This is a genomic window from Paenibacillus sp. 01T431 (assembly GCF_056398625.1).
The window spans coordinates 19,528-42,814 of record NZ_JBFTPT010000034.1; the positions used below are offsets into that span (position 1 = coordinate 19,528).

General features: G+C 48.0%; 16 protein-coding genes and 1 pseudogene. 13 read left to right on the forward strand and 4 right to left on the reverse strand.

Going from position 1 to position 23,287, the window contains the following annotated elements; genetic code table 11:
* Positions 1 to 81 precede the first annotated feature (81 nt).
* The 3 genes from AC1DM9_RS33315 to AC1DM9_RS33325 are packed head-to-tail and all read right to left on the reverse strand — an operon-like array spanning position 82 to position 2,783.
* Complete coding sequence (locus AC1DM9_RS33315) at positions 82 to 789, reverse strand: SDR family NAD(P)-dependent oxidoreductase (RefSeq protein WP_477529000.1); 708 nt, start codon at positions 787 to 789, stop codon at positions 82 to 84.
* Positions 776 to 1,954: an MFS transporter gene (locus AC1DM9_RS33320; protein ID WP_477584303.1), complete on the reverse strand. Its 1,179-nt coding sequence runs from the start codon at positions 1,952 to 1,954 to the stop codon at positions 776 to 778. Before AC1DM9_RS33320 ends, AC1DM9_RS33315 begins: the two co-directional genes overlap by 14 nt.
* Positions 1,944 to 2,783 (reverse strand): SDR family NAD(P)-dependent oxidoreductase, encoded by an 840-nt coding sequence (locus AC1DM9_RS33325; RefSeq protein ID WP_477509148.1) that lies wholly within the window; start codon positions 2,781 to 2,783, stop codon positions 1,944 to 1,946. The genes AC1DM9_RS33320 and AC1DM9_RS33325 overlap by 11 nt, the downstream gene beginning before the upstream one ends.
* A 167-nt stretch (positions 2,784 to 2,950) precedes the next feature.
* Here AC1DM9_RS33325 and AC1DM9_RS33330 point away from each other — a divergent pair, with 167 nt between their 5' ends.
* From AC1DM9_RS33330 to AC1DM9_RS33390, 13 genes and pseudogenes are all read left to right on the forward strand, one after another.
* Positions 2,951 to 3,841: a LysR family transcriptional regulator gene (locus AC1DM9_RS33330; protein ID WP_339208264.1), complete on the forward strand. Its 891-nt coding sequence runs from the start codon at positions 2,951 to 2,953 to the stop codon at positions 3,839 to 3,841.
* 530 nt (positions 3,842 to 4,371) lie between these two features.
* Positions 4,372 to 4,837, forward strand: a pseudogene (locus AC1DM9_RS33335) (recombinase family protein); the annotation flags it as partial.
* Between the two features lie 845 nt (positions 4,838 to 5,682).
* A complete protein-coding gene (locus AC1DM9_RS33340) occupies positions 5,683 to 7,047 on the forward strand; it encodes an ABC transporter substrate-binding protein (RefSeq protein ID WP_477584291.1) in 1,365 nt (454 codons plus the stop codon).
* A gap of 133 nt (positions 7,048 to 7,180) precedes the next feature.
* Positions 7,181 to 8,956, forward strand: a complete 1,776-nt coding sequence (locus tag AC1DM9_RS33345; RefSeq protein WP_477584293.1) for a cache domain-containing sensor histidine kinase — start codon at positions 7,181 to 7,183, stop codon at positions 8,954 to 8,956.
* A gap of 5 nt (positions 8,957 to 8,961) precedes the next feature.
* Positions 8,962 to 10,593, forward strand: a complete 1,632-nt coding sequence (locus AC1DM9_RS33350; protein WP_477584295.1) for a response regulator transcription factor — start codon at positions 8,962 to 8,964, stop codon at positions 10,591 to 10,593.
* Positions 10,594 to 10,763: 170 nt separating this feature from the next.
* Positions 10,764 to 12,317 (forward strand): glycoside hydrolase family 32 protein, encoded by a 1,554-nt coding sequence (locus tag AC1DM9_RS33355; RefSeq protein WP_477509144.1) that lies wholly within the window; start codon positions 10,764 to 10,766, stop codon positions 12,315 to 12,317.
* Positions 12,314 to 14,224, forward strand: a complete 1,911-nt coding sequence (locus AC1DM9_RS33360; RefSeq protein ID WP_477509143.1) for a GH32 C-terminal domain-containing protein — start codon at positions 12,314 to 12,316, stop codon at positions 14,222 to 14,224. Before AC1DM9_RS33355 ends, AC1DM9_RS33360 begins: the two co-directional genes overlap by 4 nt.
* Before the next feature lie 248 nt (positions 14,225 to 14,472).
* Positions 14,473 to 15,222 carry a carbohydrate ABC transporter permease gene (locus AC1DM9_RS33365; RefSeq protein ID WP_477584297.1) on the forward strand — a complete coding sequence of 250 codons (750 nt, stop codon included), beginning with the start codon at positions 14,473 to 14,475 and terminating at the stop codon, positions 15,220 to 15,222.
* 10 nt (positions 15,223 to 15,232) lie between these two features.
* Entirely contained in the window at positions 15,233 to 16,072 is an 840-nt protein-coding gene (locus AC1DM9_RS33370; RefSeq protein ID WP_477509141.1) for a carbohydrate ABC transporter permease, read from the forward strand.
* Positions 16,072 to 17,061, forward strand: a complete 990-nt coding sequence (locus tag AC1DM9_RS33375; RefSeq protein ID WP_477509140.1) for a carbohydrate kinase family protein — start codon at positions 16,072 to 16,074, stop codon at positions 17,059 to 17,061. The genes AC1DM9_RS33370 and AC1DM9_RS33375 overlap by 1 nt, the downstream gene beginning before the upstream one ends.
* A gap of 1,436 nt (positions 17,062 to 18,497) precedes the next feature.
* A complete protein-coding gene (locus tag AC1DM9_RS33380; RefSeq protein ID WP_477509139.1) occupies positions 18,498 to 18,977 on the forward strand; it encodes a hypothetical protein in 480 nt (159 codons plus the stop codon).
* Between the two features lie 326 nt (positions 18,978 to 19,303).
* Complete coding sequence (locus tag AC1DM9_RS33385) at positions 19,304 to 19,858, forward strand: GNAT family N-acetyltransferase (protein WP_477509138.1); 555 nt, start codon at positions 19,304 to 19,306, stop codon at positions 19,856 to 19,858.
* Positions 19,859 to 20,895: 1,037 nt separating this feature from the next.
* Positions 20,896 to 22,281, forward strand: coding sequence for an alpha/beta hydrolase family protein (locus AC1DM9_RS33390; RefSeq protein ID WP_477584301.1), 1,386 nt, complete (start codon positions 20,896 to 20,898; stop codon positions 22,279 to 22,281).
* A gap of 217 nt (positions 22,282 to 22,498) precedes the next feature.
* On the opposite strand, the gene AC1DM9_RS33395 is transcribed toward AC1DM9_RS33390, so the two are convergent.
* Entirely contained in the window at positions 22,499 to 22,702 is a 204-nt protein-coding gene (locus tag AC1DM9_RS33395; protein WP_477509324.1) for a tyrosine-type recombinase/integrase, read from the reverse strand.
* Positions 22,703 to 23,287: the final 585 nt, after the last annotated feature.

Below are 23,287 nucleotides of genomic sequence, written 5' to 3' on the forward strand. Positions count from 1 at the left end.
CATAACAAGAAAAACACTAATTCAATCAAATCTTCCACATTGTTACTCCTCCATATTAGCAAACGCCCAGACTTACTTACATCACCAATTGATTAGTTTACCATCTCTGAAGAACCCACAGCGTGGTCGTTCCGCCCCCAATTTTATCAACCCGAGGATCAACTCGGCAGCATGTTTTGGAGTTCTTGGAGCGGACGAACCTCCCATATCCGAGCTGACCCACCCTGGATCGGCTGCATAAATTTTTATATGTCCTTTGACTTCGGCTGCTGCCAATTGGGTCAATGCATTCATGGCAAGTTTGGAGATCTTGTATGCACCAGCACCTTCAGATGACATGGCACTCATGGTTCCATATTCCGAGGAGACATTTATTATTGTTCCATATCCTCGCTCTTCCATAAGTGGTACAAACGAACGCATGACATGATAAACACCGTATAAATTCGTTGTCATTGTGTTCTCGAGAATCGTTGGATCCATCGATAATAAGTTGTTATCCCCGTCAAGATAAATACCAGCATTATTAATTAGTATATCTAATCGCCCAACGGTCTCTGTGATAGTCATTGCAGCTTGACGAATGCTTTCTTGATCCGTTACATCAATTAAAATAAAGGAGACATCAAATCCCGATTCGGCAAGCTGTTGCGCAACTGCAGTGCCCTTGTTTGTATCTCTGCTTGCTAATATGACCTTGAAACCCATGCAAGCTAATTGTTTGACGAGTTCATATCCGATGCCACGATTCGCTCCTGTGACCAGAGCTACCTGCTTATCTATCATCATGAGCAACCTCCAATCGACCCTCTATTGAAATTTTTGGATAAATGGACGCAATGCTTAATACAACGAACAAGATCCCTCCAAGTAAGACGTATGGCGCCCCCATTCCCGTTATGAAAAGCCCACATACGCTTGCGCCTATTGTTGTGCCCAAGTTAGCAGATGTCAGGAAGATTCCGTTTGCGAATTCAGGCGCATCCGGCGCTGAAGTGACAATCCAATATTGAGTAATATTGCCGCCAATCCCTCCCAATACTCCCCAGATCAGAATCATACAGACCATGGGTACGCTGAACTGGCCGAGGAATAACATGAGGATGTAGACGCCACCTAATACAAACGGATATCGATTTATTGTACTTAATGCATGATGAGTAAGCAGTCTCCCTGCGATTATGTTTCCAATCATATTAGCCGCACCGTAAAGGAATAACATCAAACTAATGGTGTTCCAAGTCAATTGGGTCACGATTTCCAAGTATTCCGCAAGATAACTGTACACTCCGAACAAGGCTCCGTTCATGAAGATAACCGCGGCAATGGACAACCAAACTGCTGATCTTCTTAAGACTCGCAATTGAACGCCATAAGAAGGCTGATTCGCTACAGGCATAGACGGAACGAATAAAAGCGATGCGATGAAGGCGGCTATATTTACCACCGCAAAGAACAACATCGCATAAGCAAGCGATGTTGCGCTTGCGATTATGCTGGCTACCGGTACCCCAATTACCATGCCCGCAGAAACGCCAATGAAGACTTTCGCTACTGCCTTTGATGCTTCTTCTTTGTTAACGGTAGCGGCTGCGACCGTAAAGGCCATGGAACAATAAATCGGGTGAAAAAAAGCGGGTACGACACGTGCAATCAATAACACGGTAAAGTCTGATGTAATAGCGGAAACGAAATTGCCCACAATAAAAATGCCAAGTGCAAGTAGCATGATTTTTTTACGATTTATCCCCGAGAACAATGAGGGCAAAATGGGACCAGAGATGGCAACCGCAAGCGCAAAGAGGCTAACGATCAGCCCCGCAGCGGAGATGCTGACCTGGAAGTGGTCAGAGATTAAAGGCAAAATTCCGATAACGCCCATTTCAGTATTTAAAATACCAAATACCCCAAAAGTTAATACATAGACAACTAAATGGTTGCGATTAATCCTCATACGCCATAGCTGACGAAAGCTCTCGGTAGGCATTAACTTGAGCTTGAAGATCGACAATCTTCTGCTCAGCAATACCCATCGCGTCAGCGCCTCCGATAAAGCGTTTCGGTGGATCAATCTCACTTACAATCTTGAGAATCGCATTCGCGAGCTTGGTTGGATCACCAGATTGTTGCCCATTTTGTTCTTTGAAAAATGACAGGAAGCTTGCTCTGCGATCCTCGTAATCTTCGAGTAAGTTTTTGGCGTAAGTCGACGAGGACTCTGTCAGAAATTCCGTACGGAAAAAGCCCGGATTGACAATCGTCGTATGAATGCCGAAAGGAGCTATTTCAGGTGAGAGGGACTCCATCCAGCCCTCAAGCGCGAATTTCGATGCACTGTAGGCTGAGTTAAACTCAAAGCCGGAAATGCCTGCACCGGAAGAAATCGAGACGATATGACCATTACGCTGCTTGCGCATGACAGGCAACACCGCACGGGTAACGTTCATAGGCCCTATCAATGACACGTGTAATTGCTCATCGATTTGGACGGGGGTCAGTTCTTCAAAGAAACCTCCATAAAATTGCGCGGCATTATTAACAAGCACATCGATAGTGCCGAAGCGATCAATTGCAGCCTTAACTGCCGACTGAGCATCATCAGGACGGGTAACATCCAATTTAACGACCAAGGCATTCTCAGAATCACCGATCGCTTTAGCCACCGCGTCTGTATTGCGTCCTGTAGCCACAACCTTATGTCCTGCATTCAAGGCAGCTTTCGCGATTATTTTGCCCATACCTCGGCCAGTTCCCGTGATAAACCAAACCTTTTCTCTAACCATGTTTAAAATCCCTCCGATTTCTTTATAACAATGTGGATCAAAAAAGCTGATTGTATTTATTTTAGACGTGCTATTATCACATAACAAATACTTATATCTCATAACTTGATATGCTTGAAAAGCATTTCTTGAACATGTAGTATGGAAACAAAAAAGGAGATATGTCGATGGAGGTAAGAGTATTACGTTATTTCCTTACTGTCGCTAGAGAAGGGAGCATTACGGCAGCTGCAGACTTTTTACATCTAACACAGCCAACCTTGTCCAGACAATTAAAGGATCTTGAACAAACGTTAGGAAAAAAACTATTTATTCGCAGTAGCCACCATATTGTCCTCACAGAAGAAGGAACGCTTTTGAGAAGAAGAGCTGAAGAAATCATTGAGATGGTTGATAAATTAGAGACTGAGTTCCGGTCTATGGAGGAAACTGTTAGTGGGGATGTATATATAGGTGGCGGGGAAACAGAAGCCATGAAACAAATTGCTCGAGTAGTAAAGAAATTGCATTCAAAATATCCGCATATACGGTATCATCTCTACAGCGGGAATGAAGATGACGTAACGGAGCGGATCAATAGGGGACTGCTTGACTTTGGAATACTCATTCAACCGGCTGATGTTTCGAAATACAATTATTTGAATTTGCCCGCCAAAGACGTTTGGGGCGTTGTGATGAGAAAAGATAGTCCACTAGCTTGCAAGGATGTAATTCAACCCGCTGACTTACTACAAGTTCCGCTCATTTGCTCTAGACAGGCGCTAAAGCAAACATTTTCAAAGAATGATTTTGCGGATTGGTTTGGTGACGATTTCGATAAACTAAATATCATAGCCACTTACAACCTGGCCTATAATGCCTCAATTATGGTTGAAGAAGGCATCGGTTATGCTCTAACACTAGATAAGATCGTAAATACGTCGTTTGATAGCAACCTTTGTTTCAGACCTCTCGAGCCAAGAGTAGAGTCCGGATTGAATATGGTTTGGAAAAAACATCAGGTCTTTTCCGCTGCTGCAAAAACATTCTTGACTCATATTCAAGATTTCTATGGATAGTGTTACAACTTTCCAAAATTCCGCGGGCCACGACCAGCTCTGCCAATAAGTTCTACCCAATATGTTTATATATCGCAATAGGTCCAATCTTGAACCTTCTGCCAAAAGCGAGTTTACCTCTCGATAATAGTATGGTATACACGTTACCGCGCTTTATCCTTCTCTTCATCTGGCGACTGGGTATATGAAGACCAATTACTAATCAAGATTTCGATGATTATACCGTATCAAAAAGTGTGTCCAGAAAATGAAACGTACCATAAATCAAATATACAGTTTTTGAAACGCTTTATAGTGTCTTTTTTTAGTGTATCAAAAAGCATGCATTTTGAAAGGATAGGATGGTGACTAAGGCTATACCGGTATATAATTCAATCCAGATACTTCAATATGTGAAAAAAGACAATTTACCTTTCTTGTACAATAAGGGACACTCTTCTGAATTAACGTAATGGACAATGAGTATGAGTTATAAACCTACAAGGGAGAGAAGACATAGATATCTTTATAGAGAAGGAGGAGTATTAATGATTGAGATGGGCTACGCGCGTGTTTCTACTAAGGAGCAAAATCCGGAAAGGCAACTGCTGATAAATTGAGCGGCAAAGACTTCAATCGACCTCAGTATCAGGCTAAGTGTCTTATGTTGAGACAAGGTGATTTAGTTTACATTATTCGTTAGATCGATAGGGACGAGATTACGAAGGAATCATAGATGAGTGGGAATATATTACTCGTGAGATTGTAGCGGATATTGTTTGTTTGGATAACGAGCTGCTCTTTGATTCTAGAAAGTATCGAACCATGGGTAACTTCGGAAAGGTCCTGGAGAGTCAATTTCTTAGTTTGCTTGCCTATGTAGCAGAACAAGAGTGTAAAAAGAATCTGGAGCGACAAGCTGAAGGAATTGCAGTGGCTAAATCTGAAGGAGTTAAGTTTGGCAGGCCGCGAAAGGAAATTGAATCAAATTTTATTGAAGTGTATCAAGCTTGGAAAGCTTCCGTAAATCTATAGCGTATGTCACAAGGCAGATGGAGGAAAATATAAGATTTCTGCTTAGGCTACGCTTTAACGACTAGCAACTCAAATTACCGCTGGCTAGTCAAAAAGCCGAGCGGTTTTTTTGGCCAACCTGAGAGCGCATAGCTCGTTTATTACCTACCACAGACATCATAGCTAGTACGGTTAAGAGGTGTGCCATAACGCCGTGAAGCAATGTCGCCGTATGAAATCAAGACGTTGAGCATTGCTCTCTCCTTCTAATTTATTGTTGCCTCTGTGATTAAGAGACGCATACGCCAACCGTATCCTGCTCGGTTAAACCTTATGAGCAAGCTACTCGTGCGGCGGCTGTAACGGTTATCATCAGGGCATTATCTCTGTAGTTGCGAACAGCCCCAGTAGACTGAACATTTGAGAAATGTTTAGTCTGTGAGGTTTTCTATGAGGCAAGCGCCAGCCGTTTCACCCCATTCAGAAAAGAATCGTCGTAAGAACGCAAAATAAACTACGACATCACAATTAACTAATGGGTATTTCCAAGCCGGGTATCGAAGGTATAGGGGAGAATGAGACCGAGAAGAAGCAGTCCAGTATGCTGGCAAAAAATCGATTAGGAAGCGTCCCCAATGTTTGAATTAGAATTGAACTGACTCACGATCCGCATTGCAATCAAACGTCCTTTGTCTTATTGGCGTCCTGCGTATCAAGCTTCATCGTCTGCCTCTTGAACCTTCTGAATATTTTGCAACTCAGGAACCGAGAATATTGAATTATTAAGCGCTCTCTTGGATGATACAATGTTACTGCAAACAACCACAATAAAGAGAGGGGCATCATCCTTGAAAAAGTCAAAACTTGCTGCCATCGGCACAAGCGCGCTGCTCGTCACTGCCTTCCTTGCAGGCTGCTCATCCAACAACAATGTGAACACCGCCAGCCCGTCGGGAACTGCTTCAGAAAGCGCATCCACATCGTCTTCTGACAAGCCCACATCCGGCGAACAGGTCAAGCTGACTTTCTGGCGCAACTCCGGAAATGACGCCGAAAACTCTGCTTACGATCAATTGGTGAAGGCATTCAATGCGAACAATCCAGACATCAAGGTCGAGATGAGCCCGATTCCTTATTCGGACTACGATGCGAAGCTGCGGACTTCGATCGCAGCGAACAATCCGCCGGATATTATGGCGATTGATGCCCCGAACATGGCATCCTACGCGCAATCAGGAGCATTGCAATCGTTGACGAATTATTTTAAGGTGGACGGCAATCTCGACGATATTCCGGCGGGTACAATTGGGGCCTATACGTACAAGGAAAACATCTACATGGCGCCGCTTACCGAATCGTCCATTGCTCTTTTCTACAATAAGAAGATGTTCGAGGCAGCAGGTATTCCGCTACCGTCCAAAAACCCGGATGAGCCGATGACATGGGATCAAGTGCGCGATGCGGCTATCAAGCTGACCGACGCGAAAAAGGGCATTTACGGCATCGATCCGGCCCAAGGCTTTGGGAACGCGGGAGCGGCCGCTTACTTCAAGTACCCGATCATCTGGCAGTTCGGTGGGGAGATCATGGACAAGGATGGTATGACATCTAAGGGCTACCTGGATATGCCGGAGACCAAGAAGGCGGTACAGTTCTTCGCGGATCTGTATAATAAGGACAAAGTATCGTCGCTGGAATACCCGCCGGATCCGTTCCCTACAGGCAAGCTTGCGATGACGGTCGACGGCTCCTGGTCGTTGTCCTTCTTGGCCGAGAAGTTCCCGAATTTCAAGCTCGGTGAGGATTGGGACGTCGCGCCGCTGCCTAAAGAAACGAAGCAAGCGGTGGCCAACGGCTCTTGGTCCCTCGCCATCTCTTCCCAGAGTAAGAACGCGGACGCAGCCTGGAAGTTCGTGAACTACGTGACTGGAGCGGAAGGCTCCAAGCTGTACAGCAGCGTGACGAAAGATATTCCGGTTCGCTACTCCGTCGCGAAGCAGTTCCCGGAGCTGAACGAATATCCGAAGAACGTCTTTGTCATCCAGAACCAGAAATACGGCCGCTCGCGTCCGATTACGCCGATCTTCCCGCAGATGTCGGATGCCGTCAACAAGATGATTGAAGACGTAACGATTGGTAAACGCAACGTCGATACGGCGATTGCTGATGCCATCAAGAAGATCGACAAGGCTTACGCCGATATGCCGAAGTAAAAAATAAAGGATAACCTGAAAAAGACGTCCGCTATTTGCGGATCGTCTTTTTCAGGCTTTTGCGTTCAAATAGCTCTCATCTTACATTCACCGGAGGCCTGACGACATGCTCTACTCGCTTCGAAGCCGACTTATGGTTGCTTTCTCCATCCTGCTTATTTGCCCGTTCGTTTCGTTGGTCTATATTCTGACTTCTACGTCGGCGAACCTTATTAAGAATTCCCTTGAAATATCCGCTTCGCAGACGATCGAGCAGTATGCTTCCCACGTAACGACCTTGATGAAGCAGTTGGAGGATATCGGCAACCAGGTTCTCGGAAGCTCGATTACCCAGACTTGGCTGGCCGATCTGCGCAATAGCGAAGACCTGGAGAGAGAAGAACTGCTGGCGAAGCGCAGGGTGCGGGATTTTCTGTCCTCCTATGCGGTGAATAATTCCAACGGAATCTCGATCAGTCTTTTTACTATTGCGAAGGGCGGATTGTGGAAGCAGGATCGCACATATGAACAGCAACCTTGGTTTCTGGATTACAAGGAGCAGAATGTGAAATGGACGGGGTCTCACCTGGACGAGGACCAGCCGGATGAGAGCATGAGGAACCGCAATGTGAATGGCTACCTGCTGCCTCTTGTTGAGCTTCAGACGTTGACCAGCGTTGGCATCGTTAAGGTCAACTATCCGACGAGCGTTCTGCGGGATCCACTAGAACGGATTCATTTCGGCGAGACGGGCCGCGTCTTCCTGCTGGATATCGATGGGCGTAGCGTGCTAGGCCAGCAGTTTACAGGAGTAGCGGCCATCTTGCAGGAAGGGATAAGCAAGCTTGCCAAAGTCCGGCAGACCAATCAGGCGGGGAAGCGAGTGAGGGAGAGCGGCGTGTTCGCCGTACGAAATCAGGGCAAGCCTTACCTGGTCTTCTACGAGGAGCTGCCGGATCAGAACTGGACGATCATGGGCGTCGTGCCGGAACGGGAATTGTATGCGAAGCTGAACCGCATTAAGGAGACGATGCTGCTCGTAAGCGGAATTCTGCTGGTGATCGTGCTTGTTGTGGCATTCGGCCTGTCCAAAAGCGTCACGAATCCCCTTACGCGAATGGCCCGATCCATGAAGCTTGTGAAGCGAGGCGAGTTCGACGAAGCGATTAAACAGATGCCCAACACCCAGCGGGGGCACAGTGAGATCGGTTATGTGACCGGCGCTTTCGGACAGATGACGCACCGGCTGAAGTACCTGATCGAAACGGAATACGAGACGAATCTGAGGCGTAAAAACGCCGAATACAAAGCGTTGCTGCTGCAGATCAACCCGCATTTTTACAACAATACGCTCGAAATTATTAGCGGTCTGGCCGCTATGAAGCGCAATGACCTCGTTATGGATGCAACCGAGTCGCTGGGACAGATGATGCGGTATTCGCTGGATTTGAGCTCTGATCAGGTGTGGGTGCCGGAAGAACTCGATTATATCCGGGATTATTTGTTCATCCTAAAGCTAAGGTATGACGATCGACTACAGGTACGGATCGAAGAGGCGCCGGGGGCCCGTGAACTTAAGATGCCTAAGTTTATTCTGCAGCCCTTGGTTGAGAATGCGGTTAAATACAGTTTGGAAAACGGGGAAATAGCGATTGTTGAACTAGGTGCCGAGGCCCGCGACGGTTGGCTGTACTTGACCATCTCCGACAACGGAATCGGCATGAATGGGGAACTGGCAGCCGATTTGCAGAGGGGGCTGTCTGGGGCGGATACGACGGCGATCCTCCACACGGAGGGGAACAGCATCGGACTCCGAAACGTGCTGGCGCGCTGCAGGGTGCAATACGGCGATGCCTTTGAAGTCCACATTGCTTCATCACCGGATTCCGGCACGACGATAACGATGCGGTTGCCCGCAAGAAGGAATTGATCATCATGTACCGTGTAATGCTCGTAGACGATGAAGCCGGTGTTCGCAATAGCATCCGGGCGAAGATTGATTGGGAGAGTGCCGGATTCGTCATCGCTTACGAAGCGTCCGATGGAGAGGAAGCACTCCGTATGCTTGCCGAGGCGGTAGTTCGTCCGGATATCGTCATCTCGGACATTAGAATGCCGAAAATGGACGGGATCACCTTCATCCGAGCTTGCAAGGAGGCCTATCCGGAACTGCGTGTTATCGTCTTGTCCGGCTATTCGGACTTCGATTATATGAAGTCGGCCATTCAGCTCGGCGTCAAGGATTACCTGCTGAAGCCTGTAGTGCGGGCGGAGCTCTCATCGCTGCTCGGGAAGCTGGCGGGCGAGTTGAAGGAGGAACGACTGCTGGAAGGTGAGCGCCAGCGGGAGAAGGTTCAGCGTAACCAGCAGCTGCGGCAAATGCAGGAGCATTTCCTCCTTCAATTGGTGAAAGAGGAAGGCGTAGGCGAGTCTGCGGTGAGAGATCGACTGCACCATTTGCAGCTCGCCAAGCTCGACGGCGAAGCGCTAAGCCTACGCTTTGCGACACTAGAGATGCGCTTGCCGCCGGGACGGCTGCGAAGCTGGGAGGGACGCCGCGATCTGCTGCAGCTGGCATTCCGCATGCTCTGCCGGGAAACGGCCGATAAGCGTGAGGACGTGTACCCATTCTATGACGTGGGGCACCCGTCGATGATGTTTTTCCTGCTGGTGGACACGGGAAGTAAGGAGTCTGGTGACGCAGCCGCGGAGCAGTTCGTTCGCGAGCTGAAGCGCAATGCGGCGATGTACCTGCGGCTTGAGAGCGTCGGCGGCATAGGCGAGCCCGTGTCGGGGTGGCGCGAAGCGAAAAACGGCTATGCGAGCTGTATGCTGGCCTGGAGCCGCGAGACGATCGATGGATCGGCCACCGCATCGACCCAGCAGGGAGTACTGGATTGGGCGCAGTCATTCACGGCTGAGACGGAGCGAAGGCTGATTCAGGCGATCGAGACATTGAATCGGCAAGCTTTTTCCGCTCAATTACTCGAGCTGTTCCCGTCGAATCGAGACATGCCGATGTTCGCCTTCACCTTCCTGGCGCTGCGGGTCATTCTAACCTTCGGTTCACTTGCGAAAAAGTTTGAACTGGGCGATACCTCGCTTCAACAGGTGCTTTGGAATTGCCAAGCTTCGATTGCGACCTATCGGAGTCGGGAAGAGGTACTTGCGCAAATTGAACGGATCGCCGATTTGGTCATGGATGCGGTGCGAAGCAGCCGGACCTCCAGCGGCCAGCTGCAGGCGGAGGCGGTCCGCAAGTATGTGGATGAGAATTATCCTTACGAGTTGACGCTGTCTCAGTTGGCCAGTATGTTTCACATGAACGAGACTTACCTGTCGGGCTTGTTCAAGCAGAACGCTGGCGTTACATTCAGTGACTATTTGACGCGGCTCCGGATGACGCGCGCCGCCGAGCTGCTGAGCGGGACAGATCTGAAGTTGACGGATATCGCGATGCTGGTTGGCTACTCCAGCTCCAGCTATTTCAGCACCTCTTTTAAAAAGTATTACGGCTGCAGCCCAAAGGAATACCGGGAGAAGCGGCAGACAACGAATGAGAGCTAACAGCTTTTATAGAAGAAGTCATCCCTCCCCACTATTCGCTATTTCCTCCCCCTCACCCAGCATTTTAAAAGTTGCTCCCCGAGCATAGTGAAAGTCTTGGCCCTTCCCGCAGCCTTACAATAGAGGCAATCGAAACAAACATGGAAAGCTGCGGGAAGGAAGAATTCGACATGACAAACACGAACACGAGGCAAGACAGCCGCCAATCCGAGCATGAGGAGGCGCTTAAGCTAGCGGAGGAAGCGGTACAGGCCGGAGCCGCTCGGGCGGCGCAAGATCCGTTCCGCCTGCACTATCATCTGATGGCGCCGTCGGGCTGGATGAACGATCCGAACGGACTCATTCATTTTAAAGGCGAGTACCATGCCTTCTATCAACATTTCCCATTCGGTGATTATCAAGGCCCGATGTACTGGGGACATGCGGTCAGCCGGGACTTGGTGCGGTGGGAGCATCGCCCGGTTGCCCTTGCACCGACGGAGCCCTACGAGTTCGGTTCGTCTGAAGGCGGCTGCGGCTGTTGGTCGGGCAGTGCGGTGGAGCACGAGGGACAATTGGTGCTTTTCTATACCGCACACGTCGATGGGCGTACCCCGGAGGAAGTGCAGACTATGGCGACGAGCGAGGATGGAATCCGCTTCGTTAAGCATCCGGTGCCCGTCATTCAAGGCAGTCCGGACGGTGAATGCTTCGGCTTTCGCGACCCGAAGGTGTGGAAGCATGAAGAGCGCTGGTATATGGTCATTGGCTCAGGTAAAAACGGTCGCGGCCGCGCCCTCCTATACGAGTCTCCCAACCTTTTGGATTGGTCGTACCGGGGTGTCGCGGCGGAGAGCGACGGGACGCAGGGAGATATGTGGGAATGCCCGGATTTGTTCCCGCTAGGAGGCAAGTACGTCCTAATCGTTTCACCGATGAACATGGACGGCGTCAAAAATCTCTACATGATCGGTGAGATGGACTTCGCTGCAGGTCGTTTTATCCCCGAGAGCAGCGGTATCATCGATGACGGACCGGACTTCTATGCCGCGCAAACGATGTTGGACAGCAACGGACGCCGCATCCTGATCGCCTGGATGGACATGTGGGGATCGCGACTCATTAAGACGGGACGCGCCTGGTATGGGGCTATGACGCTTGCCCGAGAGCTTCAGATGACCGAAGATGGGCGTCTGGCCTCGAGGCCAGTAGAGGAACTAGCTTCTCTTCGAGGACAAGAGATTTCGAAATTAGACAACGGACTCCATCTGCAGCCTGGCGAAGAACGAATCTGGTTGCTGCCGCCGGCCTTTGAATGGCAAGCCGATATTGATTTGTCTGCAACAGAGGCGCAGGAGCTTCGGATCGTAATTAGTGGAGCATGCGAGGATTTATCCGACGCAGAGTCCGTAAAGACTTCGCGGTCCGTCACAGACCAAATCACTAAGATCCGCTGGCTGGCTGCGCAGCGCCGCATCGAATTGAACCGCAATGAGGCGGGAATTGGCGATCCCGGCGTGTACGTATCCGACCTTCAGGCTTCTGCCGCCACTCGCCTGAGTCTCCGTCTGTTCTCAGACAACTCATCCATAGAGTTGTTTGTCAACGATGGCGATCGAGTGTTGACCAGTCGCATTTATCCTCTGGCTTCAGGACGCAGACTGGAGATTCAGGCGTTGGGAGGAACCATTGTATTCGAAGCCATGCGGCTCTGGACTATGGATGGACTGGAGGTTAAGCAATGAGCGGGATTCCGAAAAAGTCTATGTCGGCCCTAGCCACGATCGCTATCGGCACCGTGGTTGTGCTCGCGATAGGAGGAGCGATCTGGATGTCTTTTCACTCCGATTCAATTAAAGATTCCGCTGGAAAAACCAACAAGGCGGAGGAAATCTACGCGACGCCCGCACCTTTCCGATTCAACCCGATCGCGAATTATTACACGGAACGCTATCGCCCGCAGTACCACTTAAGTGTCGAGACCGGCAACATGAGTGATCCAAACGGCATGGTGTATTACGAGGGAGAGTACCATCAGTTTTACCAGAACAGCGGTCAGTGGGGGCATGCGGTCAGTCAGGATCTCGTGCATTGGGAGCATCTTCCGGTCGCCTTGATTCGCGATGAGCTCGGCGAAATATGGTCGGGCAGCGCGGTTGTGGACTGGAACGATACGAGCGGTTTTTTCCAAGGTAAATCCGGGCTGGTTGCAATCTTTACGCATTTCCAGAGCGGCGTGCAGTCGCAGAGCATCGCGTACAGCAGCGACGGCGGGCGCACCTGGACAAAGTATGAGGGTAATCCGGTCATTCCGAATCCCGGAATCAAGGATTTCCGCGATCCGAAGGTTATCTGGCACGAAGCGAGCAAGCGTTGGATCATGGTGGTATCAGTCGACAATCATGTTAGATTCTACTCATCGCCCGATCTCCGAAACTGGACCAAGACAGGTGAATTCGGCATAAATCAAGGTTCGCATGCCGCCGTATGGGAATGTCCAGATCTGTTCGAGCTTCCGGTAGACGGCAGTGGTAATCACAAGTGGGTGTTGACGCTGAGCGTCGGCAACAACGAGGCGACCAAAGGCTCGACAGCGCAATATTTCATCGGAGAGTTCGACGGAAAAACCTTCCATAATGATAATCCCGCCGATAAAGTGTTGTGGACGGATTACGGTAAGGACTTCTATGCGGCGGTCTCGTATTCGGACATCCCGGAGAAGGACGGACGGCGTATCTGGCTCGGCTGGATGTCCAACTGGCGCTACCCGTTTACGATGCCGACCGATCCTTGGAAAGGCAACATGTCCGTTCCCCGCGAGCTTACACTTCGCGATATTCCTGGCGAAGGGATCCGTCTCATTCAACAACCAGTCAAGGAACTCGATTCGCTGCGCGGCACTGTACTTAAGCTCGAAGCGCAGCAGCTCGCGACCAACTCGAACGCATTCGGGAAGTGGCGCGGAACCTCTTATGAGCTGGATACGACTTTCACCGTTTCGGCTGATGCTGCGTTTGCACTCAAGGTAAGGACAGATGGTACGGGGGCGGAGGAAACCATCATCCGCTACAATGCCGCAGCAGGAACACTTACAATCGACCGTTCGAAATCTGGCGCTGTTTCGTTTGAGCCGGGCTTCGCGGAGAGCTTTGTGGCTCCGGTGAAGCCGTCTGCAGATGGAAGGTTACCTCTTCGGATCTATGTAGACGAAGACACGCTCGAAGTGTTTGCTGAAGACGGAGCGAAGGTGCTATCCGCCATCGTGTTCCCAGAGCCGTTAAGCAATGGCTTGTCGCTAGAACTTGAGCGGGGGAGCGTCAAGCTAGATGAAGCCTCATTCTACCCGATGCGCTCGGTGTGGCGTGACGAGAATCCTGATTCCAACGTACCGAGCCGCATCCTCATCGGCAAGGAAAGTGTGGACGTGGCGGTTGGCACCCATGTAACCGTGAAGTCGTCCGTGCTGCCGCTGTCCGCCTCCCAACAGCTCGAATGGGCGTCCAGCGACATGTCAGTCGCTAAAGTGACACATACAGCGGACGGCAACGGTGTTGACATCTCTGGCATAAGTGCAGGACAAGCCGACTTGATCGCGAAGACGCCTGACGGCAAAGTGACGGCGACGATGAGTGTGTTTGTCTTCGAGCCGTAAAGGGCGATAGTTCTCTGAATCAAGTTTATTCACCCAATCCACCAAACTGAAAGGAAGGGAAAACCATGGCACACACCGAGCTGGCTCCATCGATATCCAAGCGCCGCAAAGGAAATCCCTTCGGCCGGGCACTGCGCCAGGAAGAGAGAACGGCTTGGCTGTTCATCTTGCCTGCGTTGGCAGCGCTTCTGCTCTTTGTCTTCTACCCGATGGTCCAAGCATTCTTCATCAGCTTTCAGAACTACAACATGGTAGGAGGAACCAGGTCCTTTAACGGCATAGATAATTACCGGACGCTGATGAATGACTCTGAGTTTCTGGCAAGTCTTCGGCATTCACTATTCTTCGCGGTCATTGTCATTCCGGTACAGACAGCGATCTCGCTAGGCCTCGCGATGCTGATTCAGCGATCCGGGCGTTTTACAAGCCTGTTTCGCACGGCTTATTTTATCCCAGTCGTGATCTCGACCTCGGTCGCAGCCACGGTGTTCAAGCTCATCTACAACAAGGACTTCGGCATCCTGAATCAGCTTCTCAAGTCGATGGGACTGCCGCTGACGAACTTTTTATCCAATCCAGATACCGCGATGTACGGCATAATCATTCTAGGCATTTGGAAAGCATCTGGGTTTTTCATGATTATTTTTCTTGCGGGACTGAACAACATCTCTCAAGACTTATATGAGGCGGCTCGGGTTGACGGAGCAAGCCGAGCGCAGCAGTTCTTCCGCATTACGCTGCCGATGCTGAACCGGACGATGGCTTTCGTTGTCATCATGACGACGATCGATGCAATCAAGCTGGGTGGTATCGTCTTCGTCCTCACCAATGGAGGACCGAACGGGTCCACCCAGACAGTCGTATATTACATCTGGAAAACGGCTTTTCAGCAAATGCAAATGGGCTACGGCACAGCGGCGGCTTTTGTTCTGTTCGCTATCGTGCTGATCATCTCGCTTGCGCAAATGACCTACTTCAATAAGAAAGCTGACTACTAGGGGGATTATTATGCGGCAAATGGGGTTTGCGCTTAAATACATCATGATGACGCTCATCGCCATCGTCTGCATCATTCCGATCGTATGGATGGTCGCTGGATCTCTGCGTCCTTATGAGGAACTGTTCCAATATTCATCGAGCTTGAATTGGCATATGTTCGTGCCAGTCAAGTTCACCTGGGAGAACTACAAAAACGTTATTTTCAGCGATACGAATCCATTCCTACGCTACATTTGGAACACAGTGCTCGTCGCTGGATCCGTAACCGTCATCGTGCTCGTCGTAAGCGCCTTGGCCGCCTTCGCTTTCGCGAAGCTGCGATTCCGTGGCAAGTCGATCGTCTTCGCCTTGTTCATGTCGGCGATGGTTATTCCGGGTGAAGTAACGCTCGTGCCAAACTACTTGCTGATGAACAATTTCGGGTGGGTCAACTCGTACGCTAGTCTCATTGTGCCTTCATCGCTGTCGGTGTTCGGCATCTTCCTGCTGCGGCAGTTTTTCGCGGACATTCCGAATGAGATTATGGAAGCGGCGAAGATTGACGGTGCGTCGGTTATGCGCGTGTTCATTAGAATCGTCGTTCCGGCGGCCGTTCCGGCGCTAATAACACTCGGCCTTATGACGTTTCTCGGCAACTGGGACTCGTATCTCTGGCCTCTTATCGTCATCAACGACGAAAAGAAGCAGATGCTTCAAGTCGCGATTGCGTCGTTCTCTTCGCTAGCCGGTACCGATTGGTCCAAAATTTTGGCGGCTAGTACGATAGCAACGGCTCCGATTCTGATTCTGTTCTTGTTTCTGCAGCGCTACTACATTCAGGGCATCACGATGTCGGGGGTCAAAGGGTAATGGGGCACAAAATTTACGATGCGGTGGCACTTGGCGAGTATTTGATCGATTTCGTGCCGGACGGCGTTTCGGTATCGGGTGAGCCTTTGTTGGAACGCAACCCCGGCGGCGCTCCGGTTAATGTACTGGCGGCGCTCGCAAAACTAGGCAACAAGACTGCCTTTATCGGCAAGGTCGGACAGGATCCGTTCGGCGAGTATTTGCGGGATGAGCTGATCCGGCAAGGAATCGCAGCTGAGGGGCTTGTGTTAAGCCGGGACGCACATACGACGATGGCGTTCGTACATTTGGATGAGCGGGGAGAGCGTTCGTTCCACTTCGCCCGTCAGCCGGGAGCGGACGCGCTGCTTACGGAGGCTGAAGTGCGGCCGGAACTTACAAGCGGAACGCGTCTGTTCCACTTCGGCTCCATCTCGCTAACATCGGAGCCTTCGCGCCATGCGACGCTTCATGCAGTTGAGGCGGCGCGGCAAGCAGGCGCGATCATCTCCTACGATCCGAACTGGCGTCCATCTCTGTGGGAGACCGAGGAACTCGGGCTTGTATGGATGAAGAGTGGGCTTGAACAGGCTCACATCGTTAAGGTGTCGGATGAGGAACTGGCGCTGCTGACGGGCCTGCCTGACGCCGGCACACTGGATATTGCTACCGGAGCCGAAGAGCTTGTCCTTCGCTACGGGCTGGACGTACTGCTTGTCACGCGAGGAGCAGCAGGAACGTATTATCGGACGGCGCGCTATGCCGGCGAAGTGGCAGCCAACCGTGTCGTTCCAGTCGATACGACCGGGGCGGGCGACGCTTTCATGGGCGCGTTTCTGCACTGCGTGCTCGGCAGCGAGACGAAGGCGGCGAACTGGAGCGAGGAGGAACTGCACAGAACAGTCGCCTTCGCCAACGCCGGCGGGGCGCTCGCTACGACTCGTAAGGGCGCCATTCATTCGCTCGGGACGCTGGAAGAAATCGAAGAGTTGCTTCTCGGGAGACGTTAACCCCGAAAAGCCAGAGTCAGTTGTCTGACTCTGGCTTTTTTTGTGCACCGTACCGTCTAAGAGGCTCCAGTAAATTAATTTGATCAGTTCTGAGAGTCTGATAGGTAATCTAAATGATATTTTGGAAATGCCACTGGATGGTTAACGTTGGATGCTCTCAAATATTGAAGGAGGATAAAAGCATAAAACTCGGGTTTATCGGATGCGGCGGCATTTCAGATGTGCATCTTAAAGGGATCGTTGAGTTATGAAAGGAAAACAGGCAACCTTCGAGCCGTCTATATCGATTACAAGGAGATGCTCGTACTTGGCTGCATCCTCCAGCATCTTCCGTCCGAAGGACGGGGAACGTTAGTTGAATAGCTTAAGATGAAGCTTTCCGACCTCGTGAGTTCGGGTTTTTTGATTTTTTAGTCATGTTAATGGCCCGTTTTTTATTAAACTAATGGGAAGGTTACCGCAAAAAAAGAGATTTACAAGCCGTATACTTAGTGAGTCAGCGAAATGAGATTAAGAGGAAAGAATGAAATATTTAACTAAAGAGTTGTACGAAGAAATGCAGATAAGAGGATATATGGAGTATTATACAAGGTTCGGGGTGACCAAGCTGGGCAAAATTCTATGAATTAATCGCTACTTTTTTAAGAAATTACATCAACTACCTTGATAACACCGTGAGCGCAGAAAAGACTTACAATCACTGTTCAATATTGACCGATGATATAAATCTATACTGTATGAGAAGTGCGGTTCTCTCTGGCAGATCATCATTTTTCTATACAGGGGTTTCTTTCAGCACTACGATTTATTATTAGGTAACATTAACGCATTTAGCCCTTTCGGCAGTCCCTTTGGGAAAAGGGATTTATACGATTCTTTACTCAATTGGCATGCAGATACTGGATGTATCGATCCTGTCGGCCCGGCTCCTTCACGAATCGAAACAGGGTGGTGTTACGTTTGGCAATGGTCATTCAGTCGAAGTTGTGCTCCAAGAGGAACACGAAAAAAATCCTTACCACTGATCCAGGGCATCTATAAGCACACGAGACGTTTCGTGAAGCATCAGGATCCTTTTCTTTAAACTCGCTTAAGACGCGATTGGGCAGTATGAGCAAGGAGGAGGCGAGTGCTTATATCCGCCACTGGATGAGCATAAGCCGGACGGAAAGCCGGTAGAACAGATCTATCTGAAGATTCTGCTTGCTGCCGCCGCTCGAAACCTAGAACTGATATAAGAAGGCGATGTCGTCCAGGTGCTTACCGATATGGATCGACAGCGAGACGTTTCCAATTAACTAAAAATTTCCCTATAATTCTATTAGTTGGCGTCTGCCGCTCCTTATTCACATGGCCTATAAGTCAATGAGAAGTAACATTTGACTCACTGACGGGCAATGAGAGCTAATTAAGTATAATGAGAAGGTGCTGCGGACATGAACAAAGAGGTGTTTCTAAAGGAACTCGATGAAATAGTAGAAGATAAAATGTTCATTGGAAATGATATCGATGACTTAGAAGAAGAAATTTCACAAAACACATGGTCAATTTCGATGAGTCAACAGTTAGCTAGTGAGTTTACAGTTGGTGAGATAGGAAACTTTTTTTGTAATGTAATTACAAATAGAACTGAACAAATGACAAAAGCAGACTGTAATAGAATGCTTTTTTATGTATGGTTCGATTGGCGTTATGGAAGGTTGCGCTTTAATTTCATTTCAGATATCCATACAAAACTACCTTTTAAATGTGAAATTGAAACAGTAGAAAACATAGATTCGATAATAAATGTGTTTTTAAAATATCAGTATCATGATGGTATTCCTTTTGAGGAAGCAAGAGATGAAGATAAGCAAACTGTCGAAAATATAAAAGTAAATTCACTTCATGTCTTTTTGTACGAATTGAGAAGTTAGAGGAACAAATTGATAAGCTAACAGGGAACGATAGCACAATAAACACCTATGATGAAGCTGCCGGAACGATGGGCAGCTTCAATACGTTAACGAGCAGAATACGTTAATCACCTCTGTAAGTAGAAAACCATTTACATAGTTATTTTTCTCATGCTAAAAATTTCCATATTAGAAAGGATTGAGAACAATGTAGTCGAAATAACTCTTATTCTCGAGCAAGGTCTTCACCTACTTTACGTGGTGTGGGTTCTCAAATTGATAGATGCGATCTTTAATATTACTTATTATGTAAAAGTACATGAAGCGTATATTGGGAGAGTTGAAAGATGATCGTTATAAGAAAAGCCTTGGCTTGTGATTTGGATTTCATATTTAGTATAGATTTTAAAAGTGAAGGAACGACAACAACAAATGCCGATAAGACACCTGAAGAAATAATGGAGCACCGGCATACAGTTTCTTCCTTTATAGAGAATGATGATAATGGAATAGGTGCATTTATTTGTGAAGACCAATCATACAAGAAAAAGATTGGATTATTGATGTATCGAGTAAGAAATCGTGACGATGTTCCCGATTTTAGTATTTTACGGAGGATAGATCGAGCTTTGTTTCCCGAAGATGGTCAGCTTATGGAAATTTACCAACTATGGGTCGATAAAGATTATCGTAAACGAGGGATCGCCTACGAACTTAAGCTAAAATTAGAAGAGGAAGCACGAATTAAGGGTGTACAATTAGTCTACTCCCATACTGAAGAATCAAATATCCCCGTGATTAAAATGAATAGTAAGTTAGATTACGAAGTGGTATGGCGCGGGCCTATATGGGATGATCAAATAGTACGAATTGCATTTATAAAACACCTCGTATCGAGCTAACCGTTCACGATGTTGAATGGAGACAATAAGAGGCATCCGAGCACAAGTCCGTGAATCGGAAGTATAGGACTGAGGTAACTTAATTCATTTTTAATCGTAAACAGCCTGCCAGATCACTCCGGCAGGCTGTTTAGCTATCAACACTTTGAATGCTATGACGAAGAATCTAAAAGAAACCTTGGATTTCTCAAAATCTCATCTACAACTTCCTCAATATCAGTGTGCGTTGTATTCATGATGTGCTTCTCAGGTGGATTTGACTTTAGTATCTCGTTAAGCCCTATAATACAACGATCACCCATTTGATGTCTAAGAGGTCTCTGACTATCTCTTCGTAATAACTCATTCTTGTCAACCAGCAATACAATAAATTTAATGTCAATGTTTAAATCTCTTGATGCTTCCATCATATAACTCGTTTTATCACTATAGGTAACGTAATAGTCGATAACAACATCATGATTATTATTCAAAAAATTCTTTGTTCAGGATAAAATGTTAAGCCATATCAAATTCAATTATGCGAACCATTTTTTGAGCCTTCATAAATACCTTAAACCCTTGTGCAACAAGGGTTTAACCTATTTCCCTACTTCGCTTTTGGTGCTTTGTTTTCGCATAACTTTGATTTTTTTAGCTTAGATATACGAATCAGGTGTTCACGGTTTATGCGCAGAAAAGGATTTGCGAACCTGAATTTCACGAGATATACGAAGCTGATACTGTCATATTACTTATGAAAGATATAATAGTCGTTTGCAACATGTCCATGCTTTCTCAAAGCGATAATGGGTTTACCGTATACATGTGAAACAGATAAAGGAGAACTAGCTTATAGCGAACCACAACATCATAAGCTGCAACCTCTGGGCAATCCAGCGTTTTTTTAATGCAGCCAAAAGGAATATTTTTGCAACCAATCGAACCACACATTCGTTATGTATAAGACCACCAACAACTTATATAATGGAGAAATCATGAGAACTTTCGAAATATTATTAACTCTTTTGTCTTTTGTCATGCTGTTTCAGCAAAAAATGCCGAGAAAGCTTGCGGCGTCAGCCGGATTTGCGAACATTGGCTTATTGGCGGGACAGCTTTTTTTTGAGGGGTACAGATGGCAAATGGTTTTGATCTATCTGATCTCCGTCGTCCTCGCCTTTATCGCGATCTTCGGAAAAAGGTTTCATATCAGGATGTGGAAGCCGTTGAAATATGGCTTGTATGTTCTAACAATCGCCATGCTGGCGGTCTCCGTCTTCCTGTCTGTATACCTGCCCGTTTTCGATTTGCCTAAGCCTGACGGTGCTTATTCGGTCGGGACGAAGATGTTTCATTTGACCGACCACGGCAGAGAAGAAACGCTGACAAAAAATCCGCACGATCATAGAGAACTGATGGTCCAAGTATGGTACCCCGCACAAGGTTTGAATGGACAGAAACAGGCACCTCTCTTTTCCGAAGACGCAAGCACATTTCACGAGTATATCGAGAGGTTCGCAGATGGATTCGGCCTTCCCGCGTTTGCTTTGGACTATTGGCGCTATATCAAAACTAACTCATACGAAAACACCACGATTTCATTAGCTGAAGCCCGATATCCAGTCGTCGTAATCAGCCACGGCTTCGGAACAAGCCGGCTGCTGCACGCTTCCCAAGCCGAGCATCTGGCAAGTCATGGATTTGTCGCAGTGGCTATCGATCATACTTACAGCACAATGGCAACTGCTTTTCCAGACGGACGGGTGACAGGTTTAACAACCGAGCCATATATGAACGGAGTTTCCGAAAACATCAGCAAGCTCGGGAACATTTGGACGCACGACGCCGACTTTGTCATCAACCAGTTGGATCAGCTGAATCGTGATGCCTTTGAGGGAAAACTCGATATGGATAACATCGGGATGATGGGTCACTCATTCGGCGGCGCCACGGCGTTTAACGCCGCATATTCAAATCACAGAATTAAAGCAGGAATCAACATGGACGGTTCATTGTACAATGTCAACGACAAGCAGGCGATTTCAAAGCCGTTTCTGTTCATGGAATCGACCAGCTTTATGAACATCAAAAACAAGGCGCTGAGTGGAAAGATTTCTGATGAAGAAATCAAAAATTCGGGTTTAACGAAAGAAGAATTCAACAAGATGATTGAGGAACGAAAAAAGGAATACAAAATCATAGACCAAGCATCAATGGTGTATATTGAAGGTACGGAGCATTACAACTTCACCGACTTACAGCTTTATTCAAAACTTTTGAAGCAGCTCGGCATGACGGGCGACATTGACGGCGAACGAAGCGCGGATATCGTGAACCGGTACGTTTTGGATTTTTTCAACAAGCATTTAAAAGAAACCGGCGGTGGCTTGATCAGCAAGCCGAATCCGTCATATCCGGAGGTTGAGTTTCCGAAGGAATAAACCGAAAACTACAGAAAGGGTGCCGACGGTGGCACACTCTCTTTCTTATTAACATATACAACAAGGATGCAAGAACTAAATATTTTTCGTTCTGGCATGCTACAGAGATGCCTTTTCACTAATTGGCCGCTAAACTCGGCATATCGGAATTGTGTAGCTTGTAACTCCGCGTCATGCACGGCGTCGCTAAGATGCGTTTCATGTTTTCCACCGGACTCTATTTTTTATGCTGCTGTTTTATATCGCTGCTGAATAATTTGACATAGTAATCGACCATATCGAGGGTGGCATGTCCCAAAATGCGCCGAAGAGTCAACGGATCGCCTCCGTTCAAAATGTGAAACTTCGCCATCGAGTGCCGGAACGTATGAGGAGAGACTCTCACTCCCGAAATGTTTGCCGCGTGACCATAGGCATGCATCTTATATTGCAATGCGCGCGCGTACTGATTGGCTCATTATTGATGAAAGAACCTTTCAGGAACAAAAAGTCTCATTAGATATGTATACGAAATAAGCTTCGAGATTTACAATTCTGAAGAAAGAATTGCACAGCAGCGTTCCAATTGACGTTCATGATGAAGTGATCTTGGTTTTGCACTTCGCATATCCTTATGAAGTTATGCGAACCAAAACGGATATACGAAGGAGGAGGGGAGAAATCGTATAACTATGGGATATACGATTTCATATAACTTTCACGAAAAATCGGAATATTTGCAGTCGATTGGGATTGTTTTACAAATGACATGATCCCTTGATCCATAAGGGTTTATCGGGAATTTAGAGGTCTGGAATCACCTGCTTCCGGCTCGTATAACACCATATTCACGCTTCGGGCCATTCGGCTCTCGGTCCTGTTAAGCTAAACATTCCTGTTGAGGCTAAGAAATAGTCTTTGTCAAAAAAGGAGCACCTCGGTATGATGGGTTTGTCGACAACACATCAAGGAGGCGCTCTTACTATGAAGTTTAAGCAATCAGACGCACAAAATCAACGGATTGAAC

Coding starts and splice junctions, on each gene's coding strand:
- AC1DM9_RS33395 (WP_477509324.1), bottom strand. CDS start 22,702: ATGCATGCCTATGGTCACGCGGCAAACATTTCGGGAGTGAGAGTCTCT.
- AC1DM9_RS33345 (WP_477584293.1), top strand. CDS start 7,181: ATGGTTGCTTTCTCCATCCTGCTTATTTGCCCGTTCGTTTCGTTGGTC.
- AC1DM9_RS33320 (WP_477584303.1), bottom strand. CDS start 1,954: ATGAGGATTAATCGCAACCATTTAGTTGTCTATGTATTAACTTTTGGG.
- AC1DM9_RS33365 (WP_477584297.1), top strand. CDS start 14,473: ATGGTAGGAGGAACCAGGTCCTTTAACGGCATAGATAATTACCGGACG.
- AC1DM9_RS33375 (WP_477509140.1), top strand. CDS start 16,072: ATGGGGCACAAAATTTACGATGCGGTGGCACTTGGCGAGTATTTGATC.
- AC1DM9_RS33330 (WP_339208264.1), top strand. CDS start 2,951: ATGGAGGTAAGAGTATTACGTTATTTCCTTACTGTCGCTAGAGAAGGG.
- AC1DM9_RS33325 (WP_477509148.1), bottom strand. CDS start 2,783: ATGGTTAGAGAAAAGGTTTGGTTTATCACGGGAACTGGCCGAGGTATG.
- AC1DM9_RS33380 (WP_477509139.1), top strand. CDS start 18,498: ATGAACAAAGAGGTGTTTCTAAAGGAACTCGATGAAATAGTAGAAGAT.
- AC1DM9_RS33350 (WP_477584295.1), top strand. CDS start 8,962: ATGTACCGTGTAATGCTCGTAGACGATGAAGCCGGTGTTCGCAATAGC.
- AC1DM9_RS33360 (WP_477509143.1), top strand. CDS start 12,314: ATGAGCGGGATTCCGAAAAAGTCTATGTCGGCCCTAGCCACGATCGCT.
- AC1DM9_RS33385 (WP_477509138.1), top strand. CDS start 19,304: ATGATCGTTATAAGAAAAGCCTTGGCTTGTGATTTGGATTTCATATTT.
- AC1DM9_RS33370 (WP_477509141.1), top strand. CDS start 15,233: ATGCGGCAAATGGGGTTTGCGCTTAAATACATCATGATGACGCTCATC.
- AC1DM9_RS33315 (WP_477529000.1), bottom strand. CDS start 789: ATGATGATAGATAAGCAGGTAGCTCTGGTCACAGGAGCGAATCGTGGC.
- AC1DM9_RS33355 (WP_477509144.1), top strand. CDS start 10,764: ATGACAAACACGAACACGAGGCAAGACAGCCGCCAATCCGAGCATGAG.
- AC1DM9_RS33390 (WP_477584301.1), top strand. CDS start 20,896: ATGCCGAGAAAGCTTGCGGCGTCAGCCGGATTTGCGAACATTGGCTTA.